This is a genomic window from Trichormus variabilis 0441 (assembly GCF_009856605.1).
Classification (GTDB): domain Bacteria; phylum Cyanobacteriota; class Cyanobacteriia; order Cyanobacteriales; family Nostocaceae; genus Trichormus; species Trichormus variabilis.
In genome coordinates, this window is sequence record NZ_CP047242.1 from 2018574 (window position 1) to 2042955 (window position 24382).

A 24382-nucleotide genomic window follows, 5' to 3' on the forward strand; every position below is an offset into this window, starting at 1 on the left:
AATACAACATTTGATTACATAAACATAGGTTTTAGTATTCAAGCGGCAAAAGTTTTTTTTGGCGCATAAAATTTGATACATATTCATCCCAGTTACTTAAATTGGGATGAAGTTTGATTTGTCCTTTTGATGTCCAATATGTCTAACCGTCCCTTGAATCATGTAAGAATAAGATTACTTTACCGACAGCTAGTAACAGCAATTTTCACTAGCAGCCTTTTGCTTCCCTATTTGGGGATAGAACCAGTCCAGGCACAGGTAACAGAATTTTGCCAGATATCATCAACAGCAGCACAAACAAAAGAAAAGCTACGTTTATCGGCGCTCAAAGGCAATCAAGATGCGCGAAAACGCTATCAAGGACTAATCAAACAACAGGCTCAGGAATTACAAAAATGTCGTAGTCGCACATGGCCGAACATCCAAGCCGTATGGTTACGTTTATATCCTTGCGATATGAAACCAGGGGCTATAGACCAAATTATGGATCGGATGGTTAATCGTGGCTATAACGAAGTTTATCTAGAGGTATTCTACGATGGGCGAGTGTTGTTACCCGCATCTGCTAACCCGACAGTTTGGCCGTCTGTGATTCGCACAAAGGGCGCAGAAAAAGTTGATTTACTAGCTACAGCAATTCAAAAAGGACGACAACGGGGCTTAAAAGTCTACGGTTGGTTGTATACGAATAATTTTGGTTATAATTATGCACTGCGGCGAGATAGGGAAGGTGCGATCGCTCGCAATGGTAAAGGTCAAACTAGTTTATACGTTGTCGATAATGGGTCTCAAGTCTTCATTGACCCATACAACGAACAAGCCAAACGCGACTACTATCGCATGGTTCAAGAAATAGTCCGCCGTCGTCCAGATGGTTTGTTGTTTGACTATGTGCGTTACCCACGCCAAGCAGGTAGTAATTCTATTGCTACTAAAGTTGCAGATTTGTGGTTGTATACGGAGGCTACCCAAGCAGCTTTATTTCGTCGCGCCCAGAATAAGAAGGGGTTGGAGTTAATTCGTCGCTTTTTGAGCCAAGGTTATGTCACCCCAGCAGATATCAACGATGTTGATCAACTTTATCCTCAAGAGGGTGAACCTATGTGGCAAGGTCGCATTGTACCACCACAGCAGAAGTCATTAATGACACCCACAGCTAGACAACCAATTTTACAAATGGATTTGTGGCTATTGGCGATCGCTCATTCTATGCAGGGTATTATAGATTTTGTCTCTTTAGCTACCCACCCAGCCAAACAAATCAATATTCCTACTGGTGTTGTCTTTTTCCCTGATGGCAATCAAACAGTAGGACAAGGTTATGATTCTCGCTTGCAACCTTGGGATAAATTCCCTAATTCCTTACAATGGCATCCCATGTCTTATGCTACCTGCGGCAATGTCAATTGTATTGTGGAGCAAGTACAGCGAGTCTTAAGCATGGCTCAACCAGGGACAAAGATTATTCCGGCGTTAGCGGGGAACTGGGGAGAATCAGTCAGTAATCGTCCTCCCCTAGAAGTACAAATGCAGGCGCTACGACCATTTGCATCTAAACTCAAGGGTGTAAGCCATTTTGCTTATTCTTGGCAGTATCCAGAACATGATAGCGATCGCAAATCTTGCCGTAATTAATCATTTGTAATTGTGATAGATTTACCCACACCAATCACCTAGCTGTGTCGCTAAGAAATAGCGTACATGATCGACAAAGGAAACTCCTGATTGTCTGGTTCCATGTCCCATACCAGGGACGACATAACAATCACCATCGGGGAATTTTTGCGCGCAAGCACGAGCATCTTTTATTTTGACAATGGAATCATTAGCACCTACTAAAAAGCGGACTCGACGGTGTGAATCGACTTGTTGAATATAGTTCATGGGGTTGCAATCCCAAGCATATTCATCTTGATATTTAAGATTTTTCGTTAATCGTAAAAGCTGGAATAAAGGGGCTAAATCTGGCTGTAATCGTTGCAATAGTGATTCTGCTAATCCACCCAAGGGAGAGGCTGCTAAGTCTGGTAAAAATGGACGACCCCAACTTTTAGCGAAGGATGGGAGGTCTGCATGACCAATGGTTCCGAGTAATCTATCCCCTAAACTATTAGCGGTGAAAGCGTATGCAGACAGCAATACCCCCATACTCACTCCAAATAATGCCAGTCGTGAGTCAGTGAGTCCGTAGCGATCGCCACAAAATTCTCTGATTTTGCTAATATCACGGGCGGTTGTGCGAAAAATAGACAAAAATAGCGCCGTATCAAAGGGAATACCTCTGTCTATTAATGGCTTAATTTCGTTCTGTACTAAGGTTGTGGAGGTACGTACTAAGCTACGTTCCCCTGATAATGGTGGATCAAATAAAGCTACAGCAATCCCCATTTCTGTGAGTGTAGGGACAATGAAAGCATTCCAACCATAGGGCGCACACATCCCTTGCAAACCAATAACTAGGGGTGTTTCTTGTCGCGGTCGATGATGGGGAAGAAACACCGCCACAGGGAAGCCACTCAAGCGCTCATCAATATCACCTACTCCAGTATAAGGAAAAGGTTCATCGAACCAATAGCGATCGCCATTCACACCATTAAAATTAATCGTATCCGGGCTATAAATGGTCATAAGTAAATAACAGTAGTAATAACTAAAACTACTTAACTCAGGAAATACCAAAATATAAATTATCCAAAATTGATGGTTTGGTAGGGTGCGTCAGTATGAATACTTTCTAAGTATAGTTAGGTTCTATCACACTGACGCACCCTACACTCCTACAACCAATTACCAATTACCCATCACTTCGTTTCCATCCAGTTTTCCCCTGCACGTACATCAACCACTAACGGCACACTTAACTTAACTGCATTTTCCATCACTGATTTAATTTGTGGTTGTAATTCTGCCCATTCTTGGGGAGGAACTTCAAAGACTAATTCATCGTGGACTTGTAACAGTAACCGCGCTTGATATTTCTTGAGAACTTCATGAATCTGCACCATTGCGATTTTGATAATATCAGCACTAGAACCTTGAATAGGGGCATTAGCAGCAGACCGCAATAAACCAGCATCTTTAGCACCTAAATTTTTCAATTTGCTTAAATCAATATCTTCTGGGTTGCTACCTTTTAAGTTAAGCAAACTTGTGCTATCAAAATTAAAATACCGCCGCCGACCGAGTATCGTCTCAACATAACCAAGAGATATCGCTTGTTTTTTCACTCCTTCCAAATAAGCAAAGATTTTGGCGTAGCGTTCGTTAAATCTTTTAATAAATTCGTTCGCTACATTTTTATCTATTCCCGTTGAACGAGAAAATTTTAAAGAACCCATACCATAAATCACACCAAAGTTAATAGTTTTGGCTATTCTGCGCTCATCTGAATTGATATCATCTTTTTCAAAAACTAATTTGGCGGTGACTGTATGAATATCTTCATTCTGCTGATAGGCTTGCACTAATAACGGTTCTTGACTCAAATGAGCCAAAATTCGTAACTCAATTTGTGAGTAATCAGCCGCCGCCATTAACCAACCTGATTTTGGTAAAAATGCCTTGCGAATTTGCCGACTAAAAGCCGTACGAATGGGGATGTTTTGTAAATTAGGATTAGATGAAGATAGCCTACCAGTTGACGTTGCTGTTTGATTAAAATCTGTATGTACTCGTTGAGTGTCTGGACGTACCAATGCTGGCAAAGCATCTACATAAGTAGATTTTAATTTCGATAAAGTACGATACTCAGTAATGGCATTAACAAAGCCTGTTTCATCAACTTCTTGGAGTTTCTCTAAAGTTGCTGCATCTGTAGAGTAACCAGTCTGAATCTTCCGTGAATATTTAGTACTTAATCCCAATTTTTCAAACAATATATAACTCAATTGTTTGGGAGAACCTAAATTAAATTTTTCCCCAGCTAGTTCAGTTGCTTGTTCCTGTAATTTAGCTAAATCTATTTCTAATTGTTGGGATAATTCATGTAGATAAGCTGAATCAATCCGGACACCAGTATATTCTACTGTTGCTAAAACGGATTCTAGCGGCTGTTCTACTTCCCTAAGCAATTTATCCAAATTAGGAGTTTTGGCTAGTTCTTCCCGCAATTTAGCTACAAGTTGGAATGTGGCATAAACTTGTAAACAGCAATAATTAGCTACAGCAGAGATATTTATATCCGCGATAGTTTTACCTTTAGGAACTAAATCTACATAATTTTGAATTGTTAACCCCAAATAACGCTGAGTTAGGTCAGTTAAATTATGGCTAGTATCTGGATTTAAAACATAACTAGCCAACATCGGATCAAATACAACGCCAGTTAAATTAATTCCTTGAACTAGAAAAACTAAACGGTCAAATTTAGCATTTTGAAAAGTCTTCGGATAATCAGCACTTTCTAAAATCGGACGCAGCGCCGTAAGGACAATATCCTGACTTAAATTTTCCCCTTTTGTGTGAGCCAGGGGAATATAAGCACTAGCATCGGCTTCAGTTCCCCAGCAGCAGCCAATCCCTACCAAAGCCGCGTCCCGTGGTTCTAAGCCGCTAGTTTCCGTGTCCCAAGCAACGGGAGTTTCTGGGTTGGTGAATTGTTGTAATATCTGCACCAACTCTATGAGTTTGGCTTCAGTATTAATAATCCGTGGTTGAATTGGTGAAGCTGGTTGATTTTGTTGAATTGCTTGTGTTTCTTCAGCAGTGTAAAAAGCAATATCATCATCTTCAAATTTGGTGGTTTCTATCGCCGCTACTTCAGTTTTTTCTACTTCTACAACTGTGCCACCAAAGCGTCGCTGTAGGTCGTTGATTTGGGATAAGAAACGAGTAAATTCTAGTTTTTCTAAAATAGGAATGAGCAGGCTTTCATCAAATCCTACTAATTTACAATCTTCTAAATTAACTTCTAAGGGTACATCTACAACTATCTTTGCCAAAAATTGCGACTTAGCCGCATCTTCTTTTCCTTCTGCTAGTTTCTTCTGAGTCGCGCCTTTAATTTCATTTAATGCTTTGTACACTCCATCAAGGGAACCATAGGTACTAAGTAACTGAACTGCGGTTTTTTCCCCGATACCTCTCACACCGGGAATATTATCTGATTTATCGCCACAGAGGGCTTTAAAATCAACAACCTGAGTAGGTAAGACACCTAATCTTTCTTTAACTTGTTCAGTGCTAACTTCCGTAATGCTGTTGGTAGAACGTTTGAGCGCATCAGGACTGAAGTTTAAGACAGTGATTTCTTTTTCGGGATCTACTAATTGAAACAAATCGCGATCGCCTGTCAAAATTTTTACCTTATACCCCTCGGCGGTGGCTTTTTGTGCCAAGGTTCCTAAAACATCATCAGCTTCATAACCGGGGGCTGTATAAATTGGTAGGTTGAAGCCTTCCAGTAATTCATGGAGGTTTTTTAAATCAGGGACAAAATCCTCTGGCGTTCCGGGGCGATCAGCTTTATAGGTATCGTCGGCTTCGTGGCGGAAAGTTGGTAAACCCAAATCAAAAGCGATCGCCATTGCTTGCGGTTGTTGTGTAGCCATAACTTCCAGTAAAGACTTTAGAAAGCCAAAGCAAACACTGGTAGGAATACCTGTCTTAGTACGCAGCCCACCATCCCGTCCTTTAGCAAAGGCAAAGTATGAACGGAAAGCCAGGGAGTGTCCATCTACAAGGATGAACGTGGGGCGTGTAGTAGTTGTAGTTACAGAAGGAGAGTTTTCAGACATAGCCTTATTTTAGCCAAAAGCTTTACGCAAAAAGCAATACAAAAACTTGGATTAATATTTATCAAAGCTTCTCAACGCAAGATATAGTGCTTCTCGTTTGTATGGGATGCACTCTAACCTCTCTCCTCGCGTTGGCTGAGGTGTACACACAAGCACTATCTGTAATGCTTTTAAGCGTTATAGACCGCTTAACTTTCAGTAAATCCGACTAATTTAAGTAAAAATACAGAGGTTGAGCATAATTATAAAGCATAAATTATTAAGAGTAATAACACTTGTAAGCTAATACAAGAATGTAACTGAGTTATTAAAAAATACTGAGTCAAATCTCATATACGTGCATCCTAGTGTTTCTTTAACTACCGTAATTTATACATTTTTTAAATACTTAACAGAATCTCCCCTGACTAACAAAGTTATCTTTAACAAGGTTAGATCAGGGTGGATTACTTGCGTATTTATACATAATTAAGGTTGGGTAAACAATATTAAAATTACAAGCATATTGAGATTGATAACTGTATTAGCTTAATTTTTCTCATTACCAAGCATCTAACACCAAAAGTTATGAACCTAAAATTATATACTCAAACTAGCTCAAATCCAGCAGCAATCACCTCAAGCATTGTCTTTATTGATACGGCAGTTACAGACTACGAAAGTTTAATTGCTGGTGTTAAACCAGGTAATCAGGTCTTCATTCTTGACCCCAACATTGATGGGGTGGAACAAATCACCAGAGCTTTGCAAGGTTGGGAATATAACTCAGTTCACATTGTCTCCCACGGTAGCCAAGCCAGCTTACAACTAGGCTCAACTAGGCTGAATGCCGCTAACTTGCATACCTACACCACCCAATTACAACACTGGCGAGAAAGTTTATCCACAAATGCCGAAATTTTGCTTTACGGTTGCCAAGTGGCATCTGGGGAACAGGGGATGGAGTTTGTTAGACAACTACACCAGCTCACAGGTGCAAATGTTGCTGCTTCCACAGATAAAGTAGGCAGTAGCCAACAGGGGGGAAGTTGGGAATTAGATATCAATGTTGGGCATATATCTACAACATCAGCCATCACAACCGCAGTCCAAATAACTTATCCATCAGTATTAGTATCTTTTGACCCTGCTACTAACTTTGGTGTTGGCTCTGCTCCATTTATACCGACGGTAGGGGACTTCAATAATGATGGCAAGCTGGACTTGGCTGTTTCCAACTTTAATAGTAATAATGTCAGTGTTTTGCTAGGGCAAGGTAATGGCAGTTTCAGTCCAGCCACCAACTTTGGTGTTGCTCTTAATCCCATCTCAGTGAGAATAGGGGACTTCAATAATGATGGCAATTTGGACTTGGCTGTTGTCAATTTTAATAGTAGTAATGTCAGTATTCTGCTAGGGCAAGGTAATGGCAGCTTTGGTACAGCTACCAACTTTGCTGTTGGTTCTGCTCCCCAAGGATTGGCGCTGCAAGACTTGAATAACGATGGCAATCTGGATTTGGTTAGTGCTAATTCTGGCGGTAACAATGTGAGTGTGTTGTTAGGACAAGGCAATGGCAGCTTTGGAGCAGCTACTAACTTTGCTGTTGGTTCTTTTCCTCGTTCAGTAGTAATAAGAGACTTCAATAAAGATGGCAAGTTAGATTTGGCTGTTAGTAACGATAGTAGCAATACCATAAGTATATTGATAGGGGAAGGTAATGGCAGCTTTGGTACAGCTACCAACTTTGCTGTTGGTTCTCTGCCATTGACACTGGGAGTAGGAGACTTTAATGGTGATAACAATCTGGACTTAGTTGTTGCTAACCGAGGTAGCAATAATGTCAGTGTGCTACTAGGACAAGGTAATGGCAGCTTTGGTGCGGCTACCAACTTTGCCGTTGGCGCTAATCCTCGGTCAGTAGTAGTGGCAGACTTCAATGGTGATGGTAAGCAAGACTTGGCTGTTAGTAATCAAAGTAACAATAATGTCAGTATTCTGCTAGGGCAAGGTAATGGCAGTTTTGATACAGCCACCAACTTTGCTGTTGGTTCTGGTCCTTATTCATTAGCATTCGGAGACTTCAATAGTGATGGTAAGCCGGACTTGGCTGTTACTAACCAAAATAGCAATAATGTCAGCATACTACTGAATACTACTAGTTTTTCTTTTCCCCCCACAGTCGCCAACCCCATAACCAACCAAACAGGAACAACAGGCACTGCATTTAACTTCCAAATCCCAGCCAATACATTCAGTGACCCAGGAGACACCCTCACCTACACCGCCACTCTTGGCAATGGTGAACCCCTACCCAGTTGGTTGTCATTCAATCCCGCCACAGGTACATTCACTGGCAACCCCACCAAGAACAATGTGGGTAGCCTCACCATCAAAGTCACAGCTACAGACACCACAAACCTGAGCGTTGAGACTACATTTAATCTCTCAGTTGGTCTACCAGACAACATCATCAACGGTAACGGCAGCAACAACACATTCATTGCCACCACCGCCAAAGACGTATTTACTGGTGACGCTGGCTACGATAACTTTATTACCAACTTTGCCAACTTCCAACAAAATGACTCATTTGACGGCGGAGATGGCAGAGATGCCATTCTCATTCAAGGTGGTGCAAACACCGACACCATCACCTTTAATTTAACTAATCCCAGCAACCAACTAGCCAGCATCCCTGGCACAACTATCACCAACATAGAAACCTTTGACCTAAGAACCTTTGTTGGCACAGTCACTTTTATAGGTGGTAGTGGCAACGATACAATCTATGGTGGCGCTGGTGATGATAACCTCAATGGTGATGCTGGTGATGATAACCTCAATGGAGGTGCTGGTGATGATACCCTCATTGGTGGTGATGGTAATGATATCCTCACAGGTGGTAGTGGTACAAACACCCTGACTGGTGGTGCAGGCAATGACCGATATTACATAGATAACGCCAGCGACGTGATCACTGAAGATATCAATGGTGGTCAAGATGAAGTGTTTGCCACAGTCAGCTACACCTTGGCTGCTAACGTTGAGGCTTTAACCCTCAAAGGTACTGCTGTAAACGGCACAGGCAATGCGAGTAATAACAACATCCGTGGCAATAATCAGGACAATTTACTCGAAGGGTTAGATGGCAATGACAATCTTACGGGTAATGCTGGCAATGATGTGTTGATTGGTGGCAACGGCAATGATACCCTCAATGGCGGTATTGGCAATGATGTGTTGATTGGTGGCGCTGGTAGCGATCGCTTATTCGGTGGTGATGGTGCTGATACATTCGGTTTTGGTACTGGAAACGCCTTTAGTAGTGCTGGTTTTGGCATCGATACCATTGCTGATTTTGCCGTAGGTGTGGATGCCATTGAGTTAGATAAGGCAAGTTTCTCTGCCCTTACTAGTGTAGTTGGTGATGGTTTTAGTGTAGGTAGTGAGTTTGCTAGTGTCAGTAACGATACCTTAGTTGCTACTAGCAATGCGTTGATTGTTTACAGTTTGGGTAGCGGTCGCTTGTTCTATAACCAGAATGGTACTGCTGCGGGTTTGGGTTCTGGCGCTCATTTTGCCACTCTCTCCGGCGCTCCCGCCCTAAATGCTAGTGATTTTGTGATTTTTGAGTCTGGTAATTAACCACAGGTTTAGCGACGCTTTGAAAACCTGATTTTTTCCTAGAAAGCGAGGAAGATTTTTGCCCCTCTCCCCGACCCCCGACGCGGAGAGGTTCATCAAACTCACGTTAAGTCAGCATTATTTTCTTTTTTTTGCGATGAGGAGGGTTAAAAGCCCTCCTTCAATATCTGCGTTAGATCAATTATTGTTCTCAAAACATAAGAATCACAAAAATTATGGCTAACACCGCGCCTCTACTGAACAATACAGGTAATCTCACCTTATCTTTTATTACTGAAGATATTCCTGTTACTAGTAACACTGGTACTCTAGTGTCTGAAATCATCGGTAACTCTATAAGTGACCCAGATGCTAGTGCGCTAAAAGGCATTGCCGTTACCTTCGTTGATAACAGTAACGGTGTTTGGGAATATACCTTGAATAATGGAACTAGTTGGAATGCCTTTGGAACACCATTGCTAAATGCAGCACGGTTACTACCATCAAATGCAAATACTAAAATCCGCTTTCGCCCCAATGCTAACTTTAGTGGCTCTGCTGATATTAACTTTTACGCTTGGGATCAAACAACAGGTACATCAGGTAACACAGCGAATATTTTGGCTGGTAAAGGTGGAACAACTGCCTTCAGTACGGACTATGAAGGAGCCTCCATTACTGTTACCTCTGTTAACGACACAGCACCAACCCTCAACGCCGGGACTCTCACTCTAGCAACTATTAATGAGGATACACCTCTTGTGAGTAACCGGGGTAGTTTACTTGCTGACCTAGTGAGAGGATTAATTAGCGATAGCGACGCAAACCCCCAAGGAATTGCTGTCACAGGAGCAGATAATAGCAACGGTAGTTGGCAATATTCTCTTGATGGCGGTGCTAATTGGCTCAACTTTGGTGCTGTTTCTGATAGCTCAGCTACAGTACTACTTCCTAGTATCAGACTCTATGATGGTTCATTGATTGGCTCACCAACTTCTCAAGGCTGGCTCAAATTTGGTGCTTCGCCTGCTATTACTCTTCCTATACTAGGAAATGTGCTTGGGGTTGGTGGTACTCAGTCTCAGATTAGTGGTGGAACTCAATTAAATAGTAATACTACACCTGCTTCATCACTAGCTGGATTTACAGCCTCAACTGGGACATCCGGTTACAGTAATTACAATGGTTACGCCCCAGTTCTATTTAACCAGTCGTTTCCTGCACTTGACCCCGTAAAAGGCTTCACTATTAGTTTTGATGTGAAAATTAACAGTGAAACCCACACCAGTGATGATAATGGTGATGGCATTCAAGACCGCGCTGGCTTTAGCGTCATTGTTGTTACTAGTGACAAAACCAAAGCAATTGAGTTAGGTTTCTGGACAGATGAAATTTGGGCGCAGAATGCTAGCCCGTTATTTACCCACAGCACCACAGAACGGGCATTTAGAAACACAAGCACAGCAGTTACCCACTATAATTTGGTAGTTGAAAATAATACTTACAAGCTGTTTGCGCCGGATTCATCTACGCCGATTTTAAGTGGCAATCTCCGCGATTACACGGCATTCAACCACACCACTGCTGCACCTTCCCCAATCAATTCTTTACCTTTTGACCCTTACGAAACACCCAATTTCCTTTTCCTCGGTGACAATACAACCTCCGCTAGGTCTTCTATTGACCTCACACGGGTGGAACTGCAAACAAATACGAGAGTTCGCTTTGTCCCCAATGCTGACTATAATGGCCAAGCTAATCTCACCTTCCGCGCCTGGGATGGTTCTAATGGTGTAGCCAGTGGTACTACAGGAGTAAACGCTTCAGTTAATGGCAATGCCACAGCTTTTAGTAGCAATACTCAGACTGTCGGTATCACTATTAATTCTGTTAATGATGCACCGATAGTAGCCAATAGTATTTCTAACCAAACAGCTATAACAGGCACAGCATTTAACTTTCAAATCGCCGCTAACACATTTGCTGATGCAGACTCAGGCGACACCCTCACGTATTCAGCTACCCGCAGCGATGGTAGCCCTCTACCCAGTTGGTTATCTTTTGATGCCGATACGGGCAGATTTACTGGTACTCCTACCACGGATAATTTAGGTAGCATTAGCCTGAGAGTTACTGCTACAGATACAACCAACCTCAGTGTTAACACTATATTTAACCTAGAAATCAGACGGCCAGACAATATCATCAACGGCACCGCCAACAATAATACAATCATAGCTACCAGTGCCAAAGATATATTTGATGGTGGAGATGGAGGTGATATCTTCATTACCAACATCGCCAACCTCAGCCAAAATGACATTCTCAATGGTGGAAATGGACAAGACACAATCATTATTCAAGGTGGCATAAATACGGACACCATCAGCTTTGACTTAAGTAATGTCAACAATCAACTAGCCAGCATTCTTGGCACAACCATCACCAATGTTGAAACCTTTGACCTGAGAAGCTTTGCCGGCACAGTCACTTTTACAGGTGGTAGTGGCAACGATGTAGTCTATGGTGGCGTTGGTAACGATACCCTGACTGGTGGCGCTGGTGATGATAACCTCAATGGAGGTGCTGGTGATGATACCCTCATCGGTGGTGATGGTAATGATATCCTCACAGGTGGTAGTGGTACAAACACCCTGACTGGTGGTGCAGGTAATGACCGTTACTACATAGATAACGCCAGCGATGTTATTCAAGAGGGGGCGGGTGCTGGTCAAGATGAGGTTTTTGCCACAGTCAGCTACACCTTAGCTGCTAATGTCGAGGCTCTGACCCTCAGAGGTACTGCCATACAAGGTACGGGCAATAGCAGTAACAATAACATTAGAGGTAATAATGCTAACAACATTCTGTCTGGTGAAGATGGCAATGACAATCTTACAGGTAATGCTGGCAATGATGTATTGATTGGTGGTCGTGGTAATGATACCCTCAATGGCGGTATTGGCAATGATGAGTTGATTGGTGGCGCTGGTAGCGATCGCTTATTCGGTGGTGCTGGTGCTGATTACTTCAGTTTTGGTAGTCAGGGTAATCCCTTCAACAGTGGTGATTTTGGCATAGATACCATTGCTGATTTTGCAGTTGGCGTGGATGACATTAAGTTAGATAAGGTCAGCTTCTCTGCTCTAACTAGTGTGGTTGGCAATGGTTTTAGTGTAAGTAGTGAGTTTGCTAGTGTAAGTAACGATACCTTAGCGGCAACTAGCAATGGGTTGATTGTTTACAGTTTAGGTAGTGGTCGCTTGTTCTATAACCAAAATGGCAGCGCTGCTGGTTTTGGCACAGGCGCGCAGTTTGCGACTCTCTCCGGTACTCCTATTCTGAGTGCTGATGATTTCTTCATTTTCCAGTCTGTTCAGGAACCTGCTAAAAAAATAGCGTAAGTCCGATGATTACCAAAGAAGGGTTTAACGAACTTCTTAATTTTGGCAAATTTCTCTATTCACACTCCCGTTTTGTGACATAGTGGCGGTAGCGGAACATGGCTTCAAGTTGTGCTTGTATTAGCCAACCGCCAATAAATTCTATTGTCTCGCCACCGGGCATAACGTAGGAAACATCATCAATCAGCCTGGTTTTTCCATTTTCTGGCTGAAATTGATGGCGATGTATCCAAGATTCAAAAGGCCCGGATATTTGGGTGTCGGTAAACAAGCGATATTTGTCGCATTCAGTGTGACGCGCTAACCAAGTTAAAGGTACAGGGCCAAGAAATAATTTAAATTCTGTGATTGCGCCTACTTCTAATCCTCCCTCTCGGCGAACGACTCGTACTGGTTGCCAAGGTGGAGTCAGCAGTTGCAAAATATCCGGTCTTTCATGGAATTTCCAAACTACTTCTGGTGGCGCATTAATGACTGAGGTATGTTGAAAGTGCAGCATGGAAAGAAAAACCTAATATTCAACCTTCGTATTCTGTATCAATTTCGATGTCTAGGGTATCTTCGTCAACCCGCACATATAAGATATTGGGGCGACAACAAACCTGACAATCTTCAATATAAGATTGCTGTCCGCCAGCACTCAAGTCAATAAAGGTTAAGTTTGGTTCCCCACAATAAGCACAGTAAAATTCAGCTGTATTTTGCATTAATTTGTCAGTTGTCAGTTGTCAGTTGTCGGTGGTTTTGGGACTTGGTTTCGTACCTTGCTTATGAACTTACTACCTTGCTTTTTCAAAGTGCAGCAAATAATAATGTTCAAATATTCTTACTACTGACTACCAACCACTGACCACTGACCAGAACTAATTTAATGGCTGTAGTTCTTTGTGAAAATGGCTTGTGGCTTCAGCCAGATGTTTTAGTAGTGTAGACTGTGGCAAAGGCCCTTGCAAGTGGCTCCAAGGTAATATTTGCTCGGTTGACCAATCACTATGGACGTAAAATTCTAAATCGGGGATTTGTCCTTTGAGTTGCTTAAATGCGCGTTTGTAACTACCCAAGGAGTCGCCAAAGTCGCGGGTGAGTTCCAGAAGTTGAGAGATGCGGCGATCGCCTCTGGAGATTAAAGCCTGTATGATAGACCAGTTATAGCTTTCTGGGCGAAAATCTATCCCTTGGGGTTTTAACTGTTTCTGCAAAGATTGTAACCGCTTTTCTGCTTGCCGATTGACCCCATACCATTGAAATGGTGTATGGGCTTTTGGCACAAAGGTACTACAACCCAGTGTTAAGCGCAGTCCTGGTGCAGCTTTTTTTATACTACGCATCATGGTTACAGTTGCGTCTAAGTCTTCTGGTGTTTCCCCTGGTAGTCCCACCATGCCGTAGAGTTTCAAGGCTGTCAAACCGCCGGCTTTAGCATTGATGGCGGCTTGGATAATTTCGTCGTTATGTAGCTTTTTGTTGATGATTTGGCGGATTTTTTCTGAACCACTTTCTACTGCTATGGTAAGCGATCGCGTATCTCGTTTGGCTAAAGTTTTGGCTAACTGTTCTGTTACCGTATTCGTCCGCACCGAAGCGATACTCAGCCGTACATCGTCATACTTTGGCTGACTGATATAATCTAGCAACGTCTCAAATTCTGGATGCTGAGTTACAGATGCACCCAATAACCCCAACCGATTTGTAACTTGTAAACCTTTCTCAATCGCTGGAATTAAGGAATCTGTCAAACTAGCAGTCCTAAAAGGTAAGGTTAGATAACTTGCCATACAAAAGCGGCACATTTCTGGACAACTCCGCACCACCTCCACCATGAAGATATTTTCCCAAGCAGCTTTTTCTGTTACTACAGTCGAAGCTGACAGTGTATTTCCTCGATAAGTCTGCTTCTGTACCACTGGGGGAACTTCCAAGGAAATTGGCTTAATCGAACTTATGACCCCATCTGCTGCTTCATACTCAACCACATACAAACTTGGAACATAAATTCCAGGTACTTGTGCGAGTGCTTGCAGTTGATTTTGCCTAGAAGCATTCCTGACTTCCTTATAAGCCTCAATCAAATTACCCAGCAGATTTTCCCCATCACCCAGCAAAATTACATCAAAAAATTCGGCAAAAGGTTCCGGGTTCGCAGTGAGAACAGGGCCACCACCAAAAACGATGGGATGGGAATCATCACGCAAACTGGCGCGAATAGGAATTTGTAAAGATTCCAGGAGATTTAAAATATTGACATAATCCAACTCCCAAGAAATAGAAAAGCCGACAATTTCTGGTTCTCTAGGAAGTGGTTCGTAAGTATCGGTAAATAAACGACTCACCTGCACATCGCTACGCATTGCCAAAGTCGCCCATACTACCTGATAGCCCAAACTAGTGATACCCACTGTGTACTCATTTGGGAAGGAAAATATCAGTGGTATGGCGTTGGTTTCTGGTGTAGCAGGGGTAAATAACAGGCGTTCAGCGCTAAATAAAGAAGATGTCACAGGAGTTTTATCAAAATATATCTATCTATATTTAATTTTAAGCCATAGAATTATCATGTTAAAAACTAATGTAGTAGCATTGGCAAAGATCACAGGTAATTGTTGCAAAATAATTCCATAGATTAGCCATAAGAAAATACCAGTATTAAAGAATATCAGCATAATGAAAGATACATCTTTAGCTGATTTACTTTGCCATGTTTTAATCATCTGTGGCAAAAAAGAAAAAGTAGTTAATAAAGCGGCAGCGAAACCCAGAACTGTCACAAAATCCATGTAATATAACTCGATAAAATAGTGCTTTATTTTAGGCAAATTTGCCCTTATTCTCAACCATCCTACATTAGGAGACCACAAAATTACAATTTTTGCAGACAATCGCCTCATATAACGTGGGTAATAAGGCAAGAAAAACCCCCCTAACGTAGGGTGGGCATTGCCCACCAAAACCTGTATACAATGGAAACTTTTAAAGTGTCGTGAATAAATCTAGTAACCTATGCAGATAGACAGTATAGCAATGCAACCCAGGTTCTTTACAATTACCGTGAGACTTTGATGAGATAAGATTTAGCCCAAGAATAGCGTCTTGCATCTTTCCGTAGTAAATATTCTGCGGCTTCATGCCGTTTTATCTCATCTCTTGTACCGCGTAATACTCGTTTTATTTCATCATCGATATCTTCAGTTTTAGCACCACGTTGTATGGCTTGTTCAAACCAATAATCACCTTGGGAATAATCGTGACGATCATAAAAAATTGCTCCCATTAAAGTATAGGGTTGATAACTATCAGGATGATACTCCATAGCTTTTCTGGCACAATTTTCAGCATCGCCCAATTTGCTCATATCTCGAAATGCACCACCCCTAGTAACTAAAATTGCTGACTTTAGTTTGCTTTCTTTGATTTTGTCTAAACTCAAATCAGTCACTTTTAAAGACTGTTTTGGCTCATCTGCTTTGCGCCAATAACTGCTAGCTGTGGGAATATGCCATTTATTTCCAGTGCGTTGTAATTCTTGTTCATAAAACTCTGCTTCAAGCTTATAATGCGCAATAGCTATTTTTCCATGACGAGATAACTTTTCTTCTTCTTGCAGCTTAATTACTAACAAAGGATCTAATCTTTCTCCTTTCTCTAGTTTGAGCATAATTGTATAAAATGGTTCAATTGGCAGCAAGGGATCTACTAATCCATATGTTCTTTTCAGTTCTGCAAAGTGTTGTTGTTGAGCCAAATTAATGATATCGTCACGCCCATGACTCTTCAGCCATATAATTTCTAAATCATTAAGTAACTCTCCCAAATTTATCTTTAATTTCAGAGTAGAGATATATTTTTCATCTGCAATTTGTATAGTCTCAGTCAGCTTGCGTTTTTTCAGGAAGTTGATATCCTGATCAGATAGATAGTTCCCTCCCTCAATTATTTTTAAGACTTTATACAGATGACTTTTAGGCGAGGAATCACTATATTGATTGGCTTTATATTTAACTTTCAAGATAGCAAATTCTTGTGCTTGTTCCAACTCTTGAAGAATAGCAATTGTTTCGATGAATCCTTGCTGTTTTAACCACTTAATTTCTTGATCAATTAGCTTACCCTGAGCCTCAATTTTCAGGAGAATTTTATATAGAGTATCGGATAGAGATTTATCTTGATATTTACTAGCTTGATACTTAGATTTGAGCGCAGAAAATTCAGCTTCTTTTGCTGACTCTTGTTGTTTAAAAATTTCTACTGTCTCCCAAAGCTGGTGATTGATTAGCCAGTTATACTCATCATCATTTAACCTTTCAGATAAATCTAATTTTTTGAGTATTTTATATAATGTGTCATGAGGATATACGTTTTGATATTGATGGGCTTTGTATTTATATTTAAGATGGGTAAATTGTTTTATTTCTTGAGCAATGGTGTCTGTATCGGCGAGACCATTTACTCTCAACCATTGACTTTCTGAATCAGTAAGCAGATTTCCTGATTCCAGTTTTAAAACTATACAATATAGATTACTAGATTGCCAAGGAAGATTATGTTTTTTAGCTTTGTATTTAGACTTTAGCTGAGAAAATTCGACCTCTAAATTTATCAATTCTTGTTGTCTACGTTGCTGTTCTTTCTGGATAAATTTTAACGTTGTATCTAACTTAGATTCCCTCAACCAATTAAATTCTAAATCACTGAGTTCAATACCCAAGTCAGTTTTTCGTAAGATACAATACAATGGGCTACAGGAAGACGAATCTTGATATTCAGTCGCTGCGTATTTAGATTTTAGTGCAGCAAAGTGTTTTAAGCGATTTTGAGAATCTGGTTTCATTTTTATAGTACGTAGTAACGCAATTGCTTATGCGTATTTTTTAATACTATTAATTTACCCAGAAAAAAGGGCGAGTCAGACACCCACCCAGTAAAAAAGTACTATTTAAAATTGCAAAGGAATTGTCATAGCACCTTACACTGTCCGTGATGGCGTAACAAATGATCGCACAATACCAGCGCTACCATTGCTTCCACCATCGGGACTGCACGGGGTAGGACACAGGGATCATGTCTGCCTTTGGCGGCTAATAGGGTTTCTTCGCCTTCACGAGTAACTGTTTTTTGCTCTTTTCTAATTGTGGCTGTGGGTTTAAAAGCAACTCGCAAAATGATATTCTCGCCGTTGGCAATACCGCCTTGAATGCCACCAGAACGGTTGGTTACTGTGCGAATCTCACCGTTTTCATCAATATAATATTCGTCGTTATGCTCAAATCCTGTGAGTAGAGTACCAGCAAAACCTGAACCGATTTCAAAACCTTTGCTAGCAGGTAAAGACATCACAGCTTTGGCGATATCTGCTTCCAATTTATCGAATACAGGTTCACCCAAGCCTTTAGGAACATTCCGCGCTACGCATTCCACTACACCGCCGATAGAATCCCCTTGTCTACCTGTTTGTTCGATTAATTCAATCATGCGGTCTGCTAATTCGCCATCAGGACAACGAACAATGTTGCTTTCCACTTGGTCTAAGGTGACGGTATTGGGATCTACAACACCTTCCAAGTCTTTGATACGTTTGACGTAGCCTATAACCTCTACATTAGCAACTTGCCGGAGGATTTTTTTAGCGATCGCACCTGCGGCTACTCTACCAATTGTCTCCCGCGCTGAGGATCTACCGCCGCCTTGCCAATTCCGAATCCCATATTTAGCATCATAAGTTGCATCAGCATGGGAAGGACGATACTTTTGCGCCATCTCATCGTAATCTTGGGGACGAGTATCTTTATTTCGCACCAAAATTGATATTGGCGTTCCCAGAGTTTTGCCTTCATAGACTCCAGACAAAATCTCGCAGGTGTCTGCTTCCTTACGAGGTGTTGTAATCTTACTCTGTCCGGGTCGTCTGCGGTCTAACTCTAGTTGAATTTCCTCAGGAGAAATTTCGAGTAGCGGGGGACAGCCGTCAATCACAACCCCCACACCTCCGCCATGTGACTCGCCAAAAGTAGTGATCCGAAACAGATGTCCAAAAGTATTGCCCATGATCTTGAGGAAAAAGGAAGCGGCTTATGTATTGTACCTAGAGTTTTCGTAAAAATTAATCTTTGTGCTTGTACTTTTTTTTCGTAATATTGAGCAAAGAAGTTTCTTGACATTTATGCTATCTATATATTTTAGTAATGGGAAATGCTAAGGAAGCAGGGTTATGAGGAGTAAAATTAAGAAGTAATTATCCCCAATCCCCAATCCCCAGTCCCTATTTCCAAACTAGAAGCATCTAGCCATATATCTGTTAATAATAGAAAAGTAAGTTTTTTCAGGAATTGCGATGATTACTCCGCAGCAGGTTGAAGCAATGATCAAGGCGGAACTGCCAGACGCGCAGGTTCAGGTGCAAGACTTGACCGGTGGCGGCGACCATTATCAGGTGACTGTAGTCTCATCGCAGTTTGCAGGTAAGAGACTTGTGCAACAACATCAGTTAGTTTATGGTGCATTGCGGCAAGCTATGTCAACAGAAGCCATCCACGCCTTAGCATTGAAAACATACACTCCCGAAACTAGTCAATAGTCCATAGTCAACAGTAAGAAATCAATGACTAATGGCTAATGACTAACTAACTAATGACTAATAACTAATCACAAAACTAGGACATACAAAAGCCATGACACAGGAAACCAGCGAAAAAATTAGTAATTTAATAACACAAAATAAAATTATGGTTTTCATGAAGGGAACCAAATTGATGCCTCAGTGCGGCTTCTCTAACAATGTTGTGCAGATTCTCAATACTTTGGGTGTTCCTTTTGAGACTATCAACGTTTTAGAAGACCAAGAAATTCGTCAGGGTATTAAAGAATATTCCAACTGGCCGACAATTCCCCAAGTTTATATCAATGGTGAATTTATCGGTGGTTCCGATATTTTGATTGAACTTTACCAAAAAGGTGAGTTACAGCAATTAGTGGAAGTCGCTTTAGCTTCTTAGTATTCTGGGAAAAAGGGATTCAAAACCCTAATCATATACAAATGTAGTGGGAGTTCAATAAATTTGGATGAACCCCTCTCCATACCTCTCCCCGCTTCGGGGAGAGGCTTAAAACTCTGATTTTTTACTTAGTTATAGATTTTGAACAGCCTTCTCTGCGGGACAACACACCCTACCCACTGAGTAGTTTTATTTACGTACCTGGCTAACTAGGTGAGTGAGTTCTGGTAATATCAGTTTTTCCATACCTAAACGCACGGCGTTGCTGGAACCGGGAAGGGAGAAGATTAATTGATTTTGATATACGCCTGCAATAGCACGAGAGGCGATCGCTCGTGAGCCAATTTCTTGATAACTTAAATATCTAAATATTTCCCCAAATCCGGGTAGGGTTTTCTCTAATAGTTTTTCAATAGCATCATAAGTAGTATCTCTCGGTGCAATACCTGTACCACCATTAAAAATTACCGCATCTAAATTAGAATTCTGACTCAATAATGCCAACTGTGCTTGGATTTGTGCTGGTTCATCGGGAATAATTGCGTAGGTTTCTACAGTATAATTTGCATCGATTAGTAACTGTTGAATGAGAAGACCGCTTTTATCTGTCTCTGGGGTACGTGTATCGCTCACAGTAATAACCGCACAATTTACCGTTATTCCTGGTGTATCTGGATGAGGTTTTTCCATTATGTGTAGGGAGGATAAGTCAATAGTCAATAGTCAATAGTCCAAAACTCTCTTGACCGTTGACCGTTGACCCTTACGGGTTCGATAGTTGCTTTCCGACGCAAGGCGACAGGAACGCACTATCTCACTGTTGACCGTTGACTTTTAAGATTTACTGAATCCTAAATCGTTTTCTTGGGCGTAACGTTCCATAAATCTGATGAAACGCTCCCATTCTTGGGCTGATTTCATCACATAAACAGCCTCTACTCCTTCAGGTCTACCGTTGACAAATTTACCCTTAACCTCACGGGTGATAATTTCTCCTTCTTCGTCAATTAAATACATCCCGGTAATATCTTCAGTAGTACCTTGGTCTAAAATTTTAGGATTTGTAAAAATAAAAGTTGCTGTACCAGTGTCACCTGTGCGCGATCGCGTCAAACGTACTTCTGGAATTACTTCTTCATCGAGTCCTCTAGAAAACTGGATTTTTGCCATGATGTAAGTATTTAAAGTTTTATGATGCCAATTTAATATTCTCTCATCATTTAGAACTCAAAAGACTGCGGATTGGGGATTGGGGATTGGGGACTGGGGATTGGGGATTGGGGATTGGGGACTGGGGATTGGGGATTGGGGACTGGGTTAAAAACCCCTAAACCCCTTACACCCTTACACCCCTAAACCCTTACACCCCTAATTCATAACGGCTAATGCACCAGCGATCGCACTAGCGACTAGAGAAGAGAAAGCTGTACCAAATAGCCACCAGGCGGCGCTAGCAACGGTTTTTCTGGTTTCTTCTACTTGTTGTCTAGCTTGCTGTCTCACGGCTTTGATGCGTTTTTGTGCTTCTTGTTGGATGCGTCCGGCGCGATGTAGGACGCTATCCCGTGCGGCTTCGATTTGGTCGATGATGCGGTTAACATCTTCCCTGGAGATATCCTCACGGGAACTGAGAACTGCAACTAGGGTATCACGGTCAAATTGACTGAGGCGATCGCGTAAGGCTTCAAATCCAGCTTGTGGGTCATCAAATAATTTAGCAAAGTCCTGACGGATACCTTCATAGTTGAGTTCTGGACGATCCAGGGAGTTGAGATAGTTGCGAATCTTGTCAAAGACTTGGTCAATTGCTGACTGTAACTGATGCTGAATCTGCTGCACTTGCTCGGTAATGGTGTTGCGGACTGACTCAATTTGATCGGCGATGCGGTTGGCTTCTTCCTCTGAGATGTCTTCCCGTTGGGAGAGTAAAGCCACAATTGTTGCATGGTCGAACTTAGAAACGCGATCGCCTAAACTACCAATTCCCAAGCGTGGATCTCGCAAGAGTAATTGTAAATCGCTTTTGATTCCTTCTGGGTTCAGCTCCTCTTTGTTGGTTTGACGTAAATAATCTTCTAGACCGGCTTCAAAGTCTACAACCCTTTGAGTAGCACGTTTAGCAAAACGGCGGGGCGCTCTGATAATATCCCTAATAGCGTCTTGTAGTTGATCAATAATCCCATTAACTTGGTCTTCGCTCAAGTTTTGCTGTTGGCTGAGGATTTTGACTAAGGTTTCTCTGTCAATTTGAGATAACCGATGTCTCAACGCCACCGCACCTTCTTTCGGGTCAGTGAGTAAAGTTGCCAAATCTTGCCTAATACCTTCAGGGTCGAGTTCTTCTAGGTTAGTATTGCGGAGATAGTTGGCGATCGCTGTGGTAGTTTTTTCGTATTGTGCTTTAGTTTGGTCTACCACGGCTTGGGGTGCTTGTAGAACGCTATCTCTAACAGCTTCTACCTGATCGATAATTTGATTAATTTGCGCCTCACTTAAGTCTTGACGCTGATTGAGCAACTGTACTAAGGTATCACGGTCAAATTGAGATAAGCGCGATCGTACAAGATTAATTCCCACTTGGGGGTCTTCTAATAACACTCGCAAATCCCGCTTAATTGCGTCAGGATTTAACTCTTCTTTCTTGGTGTGACGCAGATATTCCTCTACCTTTTGCCATAGTTCATTGGCTTTGGTGGTTGCTTGTTCTTGGGTTTCTCTGGCTTGATTGAGAAAATTATCGCGGATGCCTTCGAGTTGACTAACAATATTATTAGCCTCTGCTTCACTGAAATCTTGGCGTTGCAACAATACTTGTACAAAGGCTTCTCGGTCAAATTCTTGCAAGCGAGTATTGATATCTGCAAACTCCTGTCCTGCTTCTGTTAACAAATTACCAAAATCTCGGTTAATTGCCTCAGAATTCAGTTCTGGTTTACCAGTAGCACGGAGATAATTTTCGATACGGCTGCGGATTTCTCTACCTTTTTCGACTTTCTCCGATTGCTGGACTGTTTCTAAAACTTGCTGACGGATACTCTCCATGTCTTGAGCAATTTCTTTCACCTTGGCTTCCGTCAGGTCGCCTCGTTGTGTCAGCCAGTTAGTAAAATCATTTGAGTTTAATTGTTCAATTTGCTGGCGGATATTTGTAGGATCTGCCTGTGGGTCGTAGATGACATCCGGAAATTCATTTCTAATAGTGAGGCGGTTGAAGTGCCAAGGAAAAGAATTGCGGATATAGTCTTCTACGTCTGTTTTGATCGTGTTATCACTTGGGGGTGAGAATCTGTGACTAATTTGCTCAGTAGTTTTCTCTCGAATCTGTTGCAATTGTTTGGTGATTCTCTCGACATCGATATCTTGAACTTTATCTCGTAACTGTTGCAGTTGATTGGTAATTCTGTCTACATCGATATCAGAAACATCTACCCGATCTAGTACTGCTGGTACGGCGGCGCTGATACCATATTTCACCGCTTGCTGCATCATCCCATTTCTACCATTACCGTTTTTCCTAGATGTCACTAGTTGTTGCAAACGTTCACCCAAATCTTCAGACTTTAACTCTTCTGGTGTGGCAGATTGCAGTAAATTAATTACTTGTTCTGTGGGATTTCTGCGATGGGAAACTTGCTGCCAAGCTGCTTGTAATTGGTCAGCAATTTGGTTGATATTAGCTGGGGATAAATTGGTGCGATCGCTAATTAAATCGACAAATGTTTGGCGATTCACATTTTGTAGTAAATCACTATCACCGAGGGATTGCCAATCTACATCAGCTAATATTTTGTCAAACTGACTGCGGATTTCGTTTAAGTTTAGTGGTGGTAATTGTAGTGCCGATAAAGAACTTTGCAGGGTATTTTTAATCGCATCCTGGTCAAAACCTGCGGTTAATTCGCGCCGGACTGCGGCTGTAATATCTTCTGCTGTGGATACCATTTGGCTTCTAGTTGTTGCTGCACCAATAGCGCTAGTAGCCGTCCCTGTTAGAGCTTGTAACCCTGAGCTAACTGTGCTGATAATTGAACCTAGAAAGGAACCTAAGGCGGAAGAACCCAACCAAATGATTAAAAAGAAGTAGGTAGACCAAATGACCACACCACTAATTACCCCTAAGGTTGTATTGGCGATCAAGCTCAATTTTACTGCTAAGAAAGTGGCTGCGAATAAAGCAATACTGGCTGTGACTATTGCCCAACTACCAACTTTTGCTTCTACTTCTCTAACTTGCTTACCAAAACTTTCTGAGTCGTCGTCATCATCACTATAGGGATTTCTGCCGTAAGTAGAAATGCCAACGGCAACAGAAAGATTAGTTAATAGTAAATGGAAGGCGATCGCCATCAGAGTACCAGCCAATAAAGCCACTAAAATTTTCGTCCCAGAAAAACTAATAGGGACTGCTGTAGGAGCTATTACTTCCGGCAATTTATTTGTGCCTGCTATTCCCAAGGAGAACCAGGAATAAATTAAAAAACTATCCAAATTGTAGAACATAGGATTCTTATACCTTACGTCCGATAGATGAAATACCCATTACTTTATAAAGGGCTTATCTCTTAGCTTAGTTATTGTTGGTAATGCTCTACACTTTCGCAGGTAATAACCACATTTATCAAAGGTTATATCTTTTGTTTAGCTATTCAGA

At 41.6% G+C, this 24382-nt stretch carries 16 protein-coding genes; 5 read left to right on the plus strand and 11 right to left on the minus strand.

Annotated elements, in window-relative coordinates; all coding sequences use genetic code 11:
* Positions 1–138: 138 nt before the first annotated feature.
* Positions 139–1635: a family 10 glycosylhydrolase gene (locus GSQ19_RS08105; RefSeq protein ID WP_104009881.1), complete on the plus strand. Its 1497-nt coding sequence runs from the start codon at positions 139–141 to the stop codon at positions 1633–1635.
* A 21-nt stretch (positions 1636–1656) separates the two neighbouring features.
* Here GSQ19_RS08105 and GSQ19_RS08110 read toward each other — a convergent pair whose 3' ends face one another.
* Both GSQ19_RS08110 and polA read right to left on the minus strand, forming a co-directional pair.
* Positions 1657–2628 carry an alpha/beta fold hydrolase gene (locus tag GSQ19_RS08110; RefSeq protein WP_011317453.1) on the minus strand — a complete coding sequence of 324 codons (972 nt, stop codon included), beginning with the start codon at positions 2626–2628 and terminating at the stop codon, positions 1657–1659.
* 173 nt (positions 2629–2801) lie between these two features.
* Entirely contained in the window at positions 2802–5735 is a 2934-nt protein-coding gene (gene polA / locus GSQ19_RS08115; RefSeq protein ID WP_011317454.1) for a DNA polymerase I, read from the minus strand.
* Positions 5736–6302: 567 nt separating this feature from the next.
* Between polA and GSQ19_RS08120 the strand changes: the two genes are divergently transcribed.
* Together GSQ19_RS08120 and GSQ19_RS08125 are read left to right on the plus strand one after the other, a co-directional pair.
* The gene (locus tag GSQ19_RS08120; RefSeq protein WP_011317455.1) at positions 6303–9362 is read left to right on the plus strand and encodes an FG-GAP-like repeat-containing protein; all 3060 of its coding nucleotides are present in this window, start codon (positions 6303–6305) and stop codon (positions 9360–9362) included.
* Positions 9363–9577: 215 nt separating this feature from the next.
* Positions 9578–12745: a choice-of-anchor Y domain-containing protein gene (locus tag GSQ19_RS08125; protein ID WP_011317456.1), complete on the plus strand. Its 3168-nt coding sequence runs from the start codon at positions 9578–9580 to the stop codon at positions 12743–12745.
* 55 nt (positions 12746–12800) lie between these two features.
* On the opposite strand, the gene GSQ19_RS08130 is transcribed toward GSQ19_RS08125, so the two are convergent.
* The 6 genes from GSQ19_RS08130 to aroC form a co-directional block, all read right to left on the minus strand.
* Positions 12801–13244 carry an SRPBCC family protein gene (locus tag GSQ19_RS08130; protein ID WP_011317457.1) on the minus strand — a complete coding sequence of 148 codons (444 nt, stop codon included), beginning with the start codon at positions 13242–13244 and terminating at the stop codon, positions 12801–12803.
* A gap of 19 nt (positions 13245–13263) precedes the next feature.
* On the minus strand, positions 13264–13452 hold the full coding sequence (locus GSQ19_RS08135; RefSeq protein WP_010994967.1) for a CPXCG motif-containing cysteine-rich protein: 189 nt from the start codon (positions 13450–13452) through the stop codon (positions 13264–13266).
* Between the two features lie 156 nt (positions 13453–13608).
* Positions 13609–15243: a B12-binding domain-containing radical SAM protein gene (locus GSQ19_RS08140; protein WP_011317458.1), complete on the minus strand. Its 1635-nt coding sequence runs from the start codon at positions 15241–15243 to the stop codon at positions 13609–13611.
* A 21-nt stretch (positions 15244–15264) separates the two neighbouring features.
* Positions 15265–15519 (minus strand): SemiSWEET family sugar transporter, encoded by a 255-nt coding sequence (locus GSQ19_RS08145; protein ID WP_010994969.1) that lies wholly within the window; start codon positions 15517–15519, stop codon positions 15265–15267.
* Between the two features lie 266 nt (positions 15520–15785).
* On the minus strand, positions 15786–17570 hold the full coding sequence (locus GSQ19_RS08150) for a hypothetical protein (RefSeq protein ID WP_011317460.1): 1785 nt from the start codon (positions 17568–17570) through the stop codon (positions 15786–15788).
* A 125-nt stretch (positions 17571–17695) separates the two neighbouring features.
* Positions 17696–18784 carry a chorismate synthase gene (gene aroC / locus GSQ19_RS08155; protein ID WP_010994971.1) on the minus strand — a complete coding sequence of 363 codons (1089 nt, stop codon included), beginning with the start codon at positions 18782–18784 and terminating at the stop codon, positions 17696–17698.
* Positions 18785–19070: 286 nt separating this feature from the next.
* Between aroC and GSQ19_RS08160 the strand changes: the two genes are divergently transcribed.
* A complete protein-coding gene (locus GSQ19_RS08160) occupies positions 19071–19313 on the plus strand; it encodes a BolA family protein (protein WP_011317461.1) in 243 nt (80 codons plus the stop codon).
* A gap of 94 nt (positions 19314–19407) precedes the next feature.
* The gene (gene grxD / locus GSQ19_RS08165) at positions 19408–19731 is read left to right on the plus strand and encodes a Grx4 family monothiol glutaredoxin (protein ID WP_011317462.1); all 324 of its coding nucleotides are present in this window, start codon (positions 19408–19410) and stop codon (positions 19729–19731) included.
* 189 nt (positions 19732–19920) lie between these two features.
* Here grxD and GSQ19_RS08170 read toward each other — a convergent pair whose 3' ends face one another.
* From GSQ19_RS08170 to GSQ19_RS08180, 3 genes are all read right to left on the minus strand, one after another.
* The gene (locus GSQ19_RS08170; protein WP_104010008.1) at positions 19921–20424 is read right to left on the minus strand and encodes a MogA/MoaB family molybdenum cofactor biosynthesis protein; all 504 of its coding nucleotides are present in this window, start codon (positions 20422–20424) and stop codon (positions 19921–19923) included.
* 141 nt (positions 20425–20565) lie between these two features.
* The gene (gene psb28 / locus GSQ19_RS08175; protein ID WP_011317464.1) at positions 20566–20901 is read right to left on the minus strand and encodes a photosystem II reaction center protein Psb28; all 336 of its coding nucleotides are present in this window, start codon (positions 20899–20901) and stop codon (positions 20566–20568) included.
* Positions 20902–21099: 198 nt separating this feature from the next.
* Positions 21100–24231: a hypothetical protein gene (locus GSQ19_RS08180; protein ID WP_011317465.1), complete on the minus strand. Its 3132-nt coding sequence runs from the start codon at positions 24229–24231 to the stop codon at positions 21100–21102.
* Positions 24232–24382 lie beyond the last annotated feature (151 nt).